Origin of the sequence: Hymenobacter sp. IS2118 (genome assembly GCF_000715495.1) — a bacterium.
In the GTDB taxonomy this organism is placed as follows: Bacteria; Bacteroidota; Bacteroidia; order Cytophagales; family Hymenobacteraceae; genus Hymenobacter.
The window spans coordinates 38516-47336 of record NZ_JNLX01000135.1 but is presented as its reverse complement, the minus strand read 5'-3'; the positions used below and the strand labels follow the sequence as shown (position 1 = coordinate 47336).

Below are 8821 nucleotides of genomic sequence, written 5' to 3'. Positions count from 1 at the left end.
GGGGTAGCACAAGAGTAGGAACAGAAAATATCGCTAGGCCATTTCGCTTAACGACGCTTCCCAGTCCGTGAGGGCGCGCAACGGGCGTAACTGCCCGGCCGCAACCGCTTCCGGCAGCGTGAAGTCGTAGCGGCCCAGCATGTTGACGTGTTCGTGCAGTAACGGCGAAAGGCGGGCTACGTCGTCTGGGTTCAGGTTCCCTTCGGTTTCTTGCCACTGTTCCAACGCCTGCTGCAAATAGCGAGTGTTCCACAGCACCAAGGCGTTCACGACCAGGCCCAGCGCGCCCAACTGGTCCTCCATGCCCTCGCGGTAGCGTTGGCGTAACTCGCCTTTCTTGCCGTGGAAGACGGCACGGGCCAGCGCGTGGCGGCCCTCGCCGCGGTTGAGCTGCACCAGGATGCGCCGGCGGTAGGCCTCGTCCTGCACGTAGGCCAGCAGGTAGCGCGTCTTCTCCACCCGCCCGAATTCCGCCATCGCCCGGCCCAGGCCCGAGAGCGAACCCGCCCGCTGCAACGTGCGCATCACGGCGGTGGCTTTGACCTTGCCCAGCTTGAGCGAGCCCGCCAGCCGCAGCATGTCGTCCCAATGGTCGTGAATGAGGCGGGAATGGATGACGTGCCGGCCCAACTCGTTGAGCGGGCCGTAGTCGTCCTCTTTGTTCAGGCGCCAGAAGCGCTGGTCCGAGAGGTCGGCCAGCCGGGGGCTGAACCGGTAGCCCAGCAACGCAAACAAGCCAAAGACGACCTCGCTGTAGCCGTGCGTATCGGCCATGATTTCGCGCGGGTCCAGGTTGGTTTGCTGCTCCAGCAGTCCGGCCAGGATGAACAGGGAATCGCGCAAGGTGCCGGGAATGACGATGCCGTGAAAGCCCGTGAACTGGTCGCCGGTAAAGTTGTAGTAGGTCACGCCGCGCTGCGAGCCGTAGTATTTGCGGTTCCACCCGGCATGAAGCGTGCGCACGGGCACCACGAAACGCATGCCATCGGCCGAGGCGACTTCGCCCCCGCCCCAGGCCTGGGCCAGGGGTAACCGGGCTTGCCCGTCCACCAGACGGGCGTTGGCGGCGGCAAGCGTTTCCGCCCGCACGTAGTTTTGTTGCACCCAGGACAAGCGCGGCAGCGTCAGGGCGGGCACTTCGGGCCGGGCCACTGCCTTTAGGCCAATGTTGCAGGCTTGCGCCAATAAAACGGCGCAAATGCTCAGCGGCAGGTCGAGCGCTTTGGTTTGTCCATCGGCCACATGCGTGAAGGCCCCGGTTAAGTCCGTGAAGGCATCGACTTCCAACAGCAGCGCCGCCAGCTCCACGCGGGGCAACTGCCCCGCCAGCTGCTCGCGCAAGTGCGTCAGGCTGGCTGGTTCCTCCTGCGCCGACAAGGGGCTCACCCGCACAAAAGGCTGCCCGTCCTGCTGCACCACCTGCAGCGCCGTGTTGTGCGGCAGGCTTTCGCCCACTCCCCTGTAGGCGGCCCGTAGCTGTGCCTGGAGCCGAACCAGTTCCACGGCCGGGTCGAGGGAGCGGTCCAAGGCGCGGGCCACCGCCTCCCGCGCCGCCTCCCAGGCCTCACCTTGCAGCAGTTCCGCCCGCGGGTCGCCGTAGCGCTCACTTGTCGCAACGAATACCTCCCGGCGACGCAGGGCCTGGTGCAGCCGGTCCAGCACGCAAAGGGTGTACGCCGCCGGGTTCACCTCGTCTTTGCCGGGAAACACCCGCCGCGCCCAGCTTTTGGGCACGAGGGAGCGGGGCGCCGCCGCCCACTTCGGCCGGCCCCGCCCACCGGCTTCCTGGGCCTGTAGGAAGCGCCACGCGTCGAGCAAGGGTTTGGCCGACGGAGCGCCCTCGAAAGTAACGCCCGCCAGCAAGGTCGGCAGGAACCGGCGCACCGTCGCGTAGCTGCCGCTGAGCGCCTGGAACTGTGGGTCGTCTGCGGAACCGGCCAGCGCCTGCACTGCGTCAGCTGCTGCCCGCAACGGGGCTTCGCCGATGCGCCCCAGCACTTGGTTCCGAATGTGGGCTTCGGGAACGGATTCGTCCAGCAGAATACGCACCGCTTGGTGCAACACTAGCGCGGCCTGGTCTAGGTCCTTGAGGGAACGGAGCCGTTCGCGGCGGCGCTTCGTTTCGCCCCGCAGGGCCAGCGACGTCATCAGCCCGTCGAAGAGGTCCAGCACATCGTCGGTGGCCGTGCGTTCGAGGGCCTGGACAAAGGCGAACAGCGTGGCCAGGCGGCGTTCCTCCCCCATGCGGGCCAACGTCTGCCCCCAGGCCACTTGGGCGTGGCGGGCCAGCCGCACCAAGCGGGCTTCGGGCAAGTCGTGGAGCGAGATGTCCCCGACACCCAGGGCGCGCACGTGGTCCAGCCGTCCCAACGCGGCCACCAGAGCAGGGCCGGAAACGCGGGTGGGCGCGGTACGTAACGCTTCCAGTCGGGTGAGCCGCTGGCCAGGCGGCACGACCAACAGCGATTCCAAGGCCTGCTGCTGCACCGGGTTCAACCGGTTACGGAGCTGGCGGTAGAGGTGGCGGCCGGTGCGCTCGCGCACCCGCGCAATCAGGCGAGCCAGCACCGTCACGCCGGGCAGTACGACGCGCTGGGCCACCAGGTGCGCGGTCGCCAAATCGAAGAGCACGCTGGGCCGCACGGTGCTGGTGAGCACCTGGGCGTAAAGCCAGCGGGCCAGGCGGAACGCCTGGCGGCCGTCAAAGGGGCGAAAACCCAGATAGGCCACCACCTGTACCTGGTGGTCGTGCAAGGTGTTCGGCCGGGTGTACTGGTCGCTCCAGGTATCGGCCGTCAGGTGCAGTTGCCGGGCCAGGGTTTGTACCACAACGGCCGGAACCTGCGTGGGAACGGGCAGAAACGTGCCCAAAAACCGCAACGTACCCAGCTGCACGGCGCACCCGAGTTGGGTGTAGGTTCGGCGGTAGCCGGCCAGAAACTGGATGTCCTGCGGGCTCAGGTAAAAGAAACGGGCCAGTTGCTCCGGACTGGGGTCGGCGGGGTAGCGCCCGTAGCGGGCGGCCTGCTCGTCGCTAAGGAATTCAACGGGCATGGCAGCGGATGACAGCGTTGCGCAAGGGCGGAAGCCGTCTGGTCATCGTTCCCACGCTAACCGCCGAAGCCGCCTGTATCACCTTTGGGTTGGTTTTCGATGGTGCTGGCGGGCTTATTGTTCCCCAGAAACCAGGTGAATCCCAGGTAGCCCACGCGCGTTTCGTATTTGGTTCGCAGGTCGGCGGCAAGCCCATCGGCCGCGAGTTGCGTGTACTGGCGGCGCGTGTTGAATACGTCACTCACGCGCAGGGTCAGCGCGGCCCGGTCGCGAAAGAGGCGCTGGCGGAGGGCCACGTCAACCCCGTACACCTCCAGCAAGCGGCCTTGCGGCACCACCAGCGGCGCGCGGTAGTTGCCGCTGAGCTGCACGGCCAGCGTTTTGGTGGGGTTGAAGGTGTTCAGGACATAGGCCGTGCCGGTGAAGTTGGCCCGGGTCCCCTCGCCGCTGAAGCTGGCTACTTGGTTGCGGTAGTAAGAGCCGTTCGCCGTGAGCTTCCACCAGGGGGCTATGGTTTGCGTCAGCGAAACCTCCAGCCCGTAGCTGGCGGTGTTGCCAAAATTGGCGTAGCTGGTGCGGGTGATGAAATCGGGCTGGCCGCTGAGGCGGGTCGCCAGCGTATCAATGGTGCGCAGGCTTTGGATGGACTGGCTGGCAAAGCGCCCGAACAGGGTCGTGCTCAGCGTCGTGGTCTGCCAGGCTACCTGGTGCCCCAACTCCGCGACGTGCACGTACTCGGGGCGTAGGTCGGGGTTGCCCACCACGTAATTGCGGGCATCCAAATAAATGGGCAGCGCAATGATTTGCAGGAAATTGGGCCGGTTTAGCCGGCGCGCGTAGCTGAACTGTAGGCGCTGGTCGTGGGGCAGCGTGCGCGCCACCGTGGCTGAGGGGAAGACGTTGAGAATCCGTTGGCGGGCCGAGCCCGTGGGCAGCACCTGGGCCTGCAGGCCCGTGTATTCGGCCCGCAGCCCGCCCTGGTATTCCCACGCACCCGACTTGTGCTGGTAGGAACCGTAAGCCTGCGGAATGAGCTGCCGGTACTTGTACCGGAACGAGCCGGCTTCCTGCCGAATGAATTCGGCGCCGGTCGTCGGTTGCACCGAATAATCGGCCGAGCCGGGCGTCACCATGAGGTCTGTTTTCACCCCCGCTGCCCAGCCGCGCTTGTCGTCCAGGGGATGCACGTAGTCCACTTGCGCCGAAGGCATCTGAATGGTGACATCCAGTAGTTGCTGGCGGGCGTTGCGCGAATAGCGGGCGGGGCCATCCAATACGCGCTGCTGGGTCGTGACGGTGCCCCCATCCAGAAGGTACGTGGCGCTGGCCGTCAGCACCCGGCCGGGGTAAGCGGCCCACGTGCGCCGGTAATCGCCCGAGACGCGGGCGTTGTAGAGGTTTTCTACCTGCGAATTCTGATTTTGCAGGTCGATGGTGGGGGCAAGGCCGTCGGTGAGCCGGGTGGTAAAGTCCTGCGCGGTCTGGTTGTCCTGTTTGTAGTACTGGGCCGTGAGGGACAGGCGCTGCTGGTCGCTGGGAGCGTAGCCAACACCCAGACGCCCGCCAATTGCGGTTTGGTCGCGGGTGCTTCGGCCCGTCTGGTCGGTGCGGGTGGTGCTGCCGTCTACCGTAGCGACCTGCTGCAAGGACGAGCTGCCCCGAAAGAGATTGTCCGACCCGTCAACTCCCCCAAAAAAGTTGATGTTGCCGACCTTGCGGTTCAGGTTGAGGGACGCCGTGTATTTGTCGCGGGTGCCCATCGTAACCAGCGCATCGCCGTTCCAGCCATCCTGGGTTGGTTTTTTCTGCACCAGATTGATGATGCCCCCCGTGCCTTGGGCCGAATACTGCGCGCCGGGATTGGTAATGACTTCGATGGTTTCGAGGCGGCTGGCCGGCAGCTGGTCGAGGCGCAGGTTGGGGGGAGCTGGCTTGCCGTCGAGGTAGAGCGTGACGCCCGGGTTGCCCCGCAGGCTCACTTGCCCGTTTTCGTCCACCGCCACCGAGGGTACTTTCTGTAGCACATCCGCCGCCGTGCCGCCCGCGCTGTTGAGGTCTTTGTCCACGTTGAGCACGATTTTACCCAGCTCGTTGACCAGCGCCGCTTTTTCGCCCTGCACGACCACGCCGCCCAGCTGCACGGCGGCGGCCACCATCCCCCACTCCCCCAAACGGACCACCGGGGTAGTGGCGTCCATCGTAGCCGGACGGCGGATAGAACGGTAGCCCAGCGCCTCGGCCCGCACCAGGTAACGGCCCAACGCGAGGTTGGTCAGCGCAAAGGTGCCGTTTTCCGCGGTTTGGGTGTTGGCTACCAGGGCCGAGTCGGACACCCGCAGAAGCAGCACATTGGCAAAAGGGAGCGGTTGCCGGGTTGCCTGGTCCAGCAGCGTACCGGAGACTTCGCCCAACGTCTGCGCACGGAGCGGACTAGGCAGTAGGCCCGCTACGAAGAACACGAGCCCCCAACACCACCCCCCGCCTCGGCGCACAGCCGATGTGCCATCAAGAAGTTGACGCAACAGCTGCATGACAGCTCTTTTAACATTCGGCATAAGAAATTGACTGACAAGGTTTATTGCAATACAAGCTACCAGGCAATACCTAGTAAATTGAGCTGAGAATACCGGCTGATTCATCGGGGTTTGGAAGTAAGATGACAGAAAAAGAAAAGGAGATGAGGCAGTAATTTCCCTCGCGTACTCGCTGCCCTCGCGTTCGAAACTAACGAGAATAGGGGGTTACGAGGGGTTACTTCGCTTGTCGGCGCAGGAATAGATAGTAAGCCAGGAAGCCCAAGGCGGTGCTGAACACTAGGATGATGACGGAGTGCAGGCCCAGGGGTAGGTACCAATTACACGCCGTGAGCCCCGCGCCAGTGCTCAGGAGCAACGCGACCCACTTCACCACTTTGTTTAGCTCGTCCTGCGGGCCGGGCAATAGGCGCTCGACCACGCTTTCCGAAATGATGGCCGTATCAACTATTTTGTTTTTTAGTAAGTAATTAAGTACCAGTTTAATGGCTGCCAAAACGAAGTAGCCGAGCAGGAAAAGGGCGATGGCTGGAAAAATGACCCGTCGCGCAATCTCCACCGCGTTGGCATCAAGGGTCGGTAGCAGGGCCGATTGGGCCGATGCTTCCCCGGCGGTCAGGCAGCAAAACAGCAGCAACAGAAACCTTTTCATAAGTCGGGTTGGGGGTAATACCGCATGAGACCGGTCAGCGCCAGTCAGGTTGCAAAAAATCAAGAAAAAGTCAGCAGGCGCATTTGCTGGCGGTGCCGGGTCAGCAATTCCAGGCATTGCCCGGCCACGACCAAGCCCGTCACGGCCAGCAGCCCAGCCCCTAGCCCGGTGCCCAAGCTTTGTAAAATCGGTACCAGCTGGCCGCCAAATACGGCCAGGAACGCCACCACCACCGCCAGCACGAGGGCGGCCACTCCGCTGAGCACCCAGGGAAAGGCGGGCTGGGGCCGGGGCAACTGTGCCAGGACGCTCGCCGTGAGGTCGAAAGCGAAGACCGGGGGCGGCAGGTGGGCGGCGGCCGTGAACAGATGCTGGTACGTAGCCACCCGGCCCTGACACAAGCGGCAGCCGCGCAGGTGTGCTGCCTGGGAGTCCGGCAGCAAGGAGGTGGATTCCGCCGCTTCCTGAAGGGCGCGCTCGGTGAGATGGGGGCTGGTCATAATTCGTCTCGTTTATAAGTGGCCAATAGCTGTTGTTTTAGCTGTTTCCGCGCCCGAAAGAGGTAGTTTTTCACGGTCCCGTCCGGCAGAGAGGTTATCTGGGCAATTTCCTCGTAGCTCAGTTCCTGCTGGTGATACAAGGCAATCAGGGTGCGGTAGAGCGGGGGCAATTGCTCGATGGCCGTGCTTAAAATACCGGCCAGGTCTTGGTCAAAAAGGGCCGCTTCCGGGTCGTAGTCTGGCCCGGCCACTAAACCGAAGGGGGGACTACGGCCTTCGTCCGACGAGTTGTCCGGCTTGTGCTCCGACAAGTCCACTAGCACCAGTTGCTTCTTTTCCAGGTAATGCAGGCACGTGTTGTAGGCAATCTGACCGACCCACGTGGAAAGCTTTGCTTGAAACTTGAACCCGGCCAAATGCTTAAAAACCTTCAGGTACACTTCCTGCGCGACATCCGGACGGTCCGCGGGGTGGCGAATCATTTTGAATACCATCTGCGTGACCAGCCCCTCCGTGCGCTGCACGATTTGCCCAAAAGCCGCGGTATTTCCTCCCAGCACCTGCGCCACAAGCTGCTGGTCGGTCACGGGGAAGGCGGGCAGTTTGCTCATCTAGGCATGAGACCGGTCAGTCGGAATGATGTTGCATAAAGACTTTTTTCGGCAGTCACTCCGTTTGCGAAAAAGCGTTTGTGCAGGCGACTCAAGCCGGCGTACGGGTGCCGCCAGTGGGTACATCCAAGTGCGCGAGGTACCGGTAAATCGTCGCTCGTCCCACGCCCAGCAGTTGTCCGATTTCCGCCACCGTTTTGTCCTGTTGCAAGTAAAGCGTCTTCGCCGCCTGCGCCTTGGAGAGGGCTTCCTTCGAGAGGCCTTTGGGCCGACCGCCCTGTCGTCCCCGCGCCCGGGCAGCCGTCAGTCCGGCCTTGGTGCGCTCGCGGATAATGTCGCGCTCAAACTCGGCCAGTGAGGCGAACAGATTGAACATAAGCCGGCCCTGCGCCGTGGTCGTATCCAGGTGGTCCTGTAGGCTGACGAAGTGGATGCCGTTGTCTTGAAACCCCGTCACCAACGTGACTAGGTCCTTCAGCGAACGGCCCAGCCGGTCCAGCTTCCAGACCACGAGCGTGTCGCCGGGCCGCAGCCGGGCCAACAGGTGTTGGAGTGCCGGACGCTCTTTCACGGATGACACTTTTTCCTGGGCCACCTCGGCACAGCCGTAAGCCTGCAAGGCATCGGTCTGCAGGTGCAGCTGCTGGTCGGAGGTGCTCACACGGGCATAGCCGAAAATCATGGTAGTTTTTCTCAGGAAGTCAACGGAGGCGAAGATAGCGAGTCGTTGATTGGTGAGAACAGGAAATGAGACAATCTTTGGTCGCTTTTCGGGGCGCAAAGCAGGCCAGGCGGGTGGGCCGCTAAAACGGCCGTATTTTGAGACAGCCGACCACGCAGTTTTCCCCTACCGATACTTTCTGTTCCTACTCTTGTGCTACCCCTAAAGAGACATAATCTGAAAGTACAAAAAATACCTGTCTAATCTAACCTGTTTTTAACACGAACTACAAGCAGAACTTGAAACAAGATGGTCTTTTTGGGAGGCCCTTGGTGGGCCATATTCAGTGACCAATGCGGGTGATTAGGCTAATGATTTGCACGCAATAACCACCATTAGCATTAGTTAGTACAAGCTCAACATTTATAGTTATAAATCTTTAATTACTAGTAATATATAGTTTATAGTCGGCCGCGCCCTGGTGTGCGAAGCTTTCGTTGGTTGATTTTTGCTTTTCTCTTGACTGTCGTTCAGATGCCCCTCTTCCCGAACACTTTAAAAGCCTTCGCCTGCGCGTTCAATTATTTGTGACAATTCTTTTTCATTACTTGTTATTTGGGGGTGCCGTAACTACTTGATTAGCAACGCCGCCAGAGCACCAAAGTTGTCAAAAAGTTCGTGAAAGTTGTCAAAAAGTTCGTGAAAGTTGTCAAAAAGTTCGTGAAACCGGGGTTGAAAGTTGTCAAAAAGTTCGTGGGAAGCCCGTGAAGGTTGTCAAAAAGTTCGTGGGTATTGCCGTACGTAAGTTG

The 8821-nt window shown here is 61.8% G+C and carries 6 protein-coding genes; all 6 read right to left on the bottom strand.

Annotated elements, in window-relative coordinates:
• Nucleotides 1–33: 33 nt before the first annotated feature.
• On the bottom strand, nt 34–3054 hold the full coding sequence (locus GM79_RS12820) for a Tn3 family transposase (protein WP_035560189.1): 3021 nt from the start codon (nt 3052–3054) through the stop codon (nt 34–36).
• Between the two features lie 56 nt (nt 3055–3110).
• Nucleotides 3111–5465, bottom strand: coding sequence for an outer membrane beta-barrel protein (locus GM79_RS12815; protein ID WP_035560191.1), 2355 nt, complete (start codon nt 5463–5465; stop codon nt 3111–3113).
• Nucleotides 5466–5805: 340 nt separating this feature from the next.
• Complete coding sequence (locus GM79_RS12810) at nt 5806–6240, bottom strand: hypothetical protein (protein ID WP_035560193.1); 435 nt, start codon at nt 6238–6240, stop codon at nt 5806–5808.
• Between the two features lie 59 nt (nt 6241–6299).
• On the bottom strand, nt 6300–6740 hold the full coding sequence (locus GM79_RS12805; RefSeq protein ID WP_035560194.1) for a hypothetical protein: 441 nt from the start codon (nt 6738–6740) through the stop codon (nt 6300–6302).
• Nucleotides 6737–7351, bottom strand: a complete 615-nt coding sequence (locus tag GM79_RS12800) for an RNA polymerase sigma factor (protein WP_035560196.1) — start codon at nt 7349–7351, stop codon at nt 6737–6739. The genes GM79_RS12805 and GM79_RS12800 overlap by 4 nt, the downstream gene beginning before the upstream one ends.
• 91 nt (nt 7352–7442) lie before the next feature.
• Entirely contained in the window at nt 7443–8033 is a 591-nt protein-coding gene (locus tag GM79_RS12795; RefSeq protein WP_035560197.1) for a recombinase family protein, read from the bottom strand.
• Between the last annotated feature and the right edge of the window lie 788 nt (nt 8034–8821).

What these genes read in the sequence shown, in the direction of transcription:
- GM79_RS12800 (WP_035560196.1), bottom strand. Translation starts at nt 7,351, where the DNA reads ATGAGCAAACTGCCCGCCTTCCCCGTGACCGACCAGCAGCTTGTGGCG.
- GM79_RS12810 (WP_035560193.1), bottom strand. Translation starts at nt 6,240, where the DNA reads ATGAAAAGGTTTCTGTTGCTGCTGTTTTGCTGCCTGACCGCCGGGGAA.
- GM79_RS12820 (WP_035560189.1), bottom strand. Translation starts at nt 3,054, where the DNA reads ATGCCCGTTGAATTCCTTAGCGACGAGCAGGCCGCCCGCTACGGGCGC.
- GM79_RS12795 (WP_035560197.1), bottom strand. Translation starts at nt 8,033, where the DNA reads ATGATTTTCGGCTATGCCCGTGTGAGCACCTCCGACCAGCAGCTGCAC.
- GM79_RS12805 (WP_035560194.1), bottom strand. Translation starts at nt 6,740, where the DNA reads ATGACCAGCCCCCATCTCACCGAGCGCGCCCTTCAGGAAGCGGCGGAA.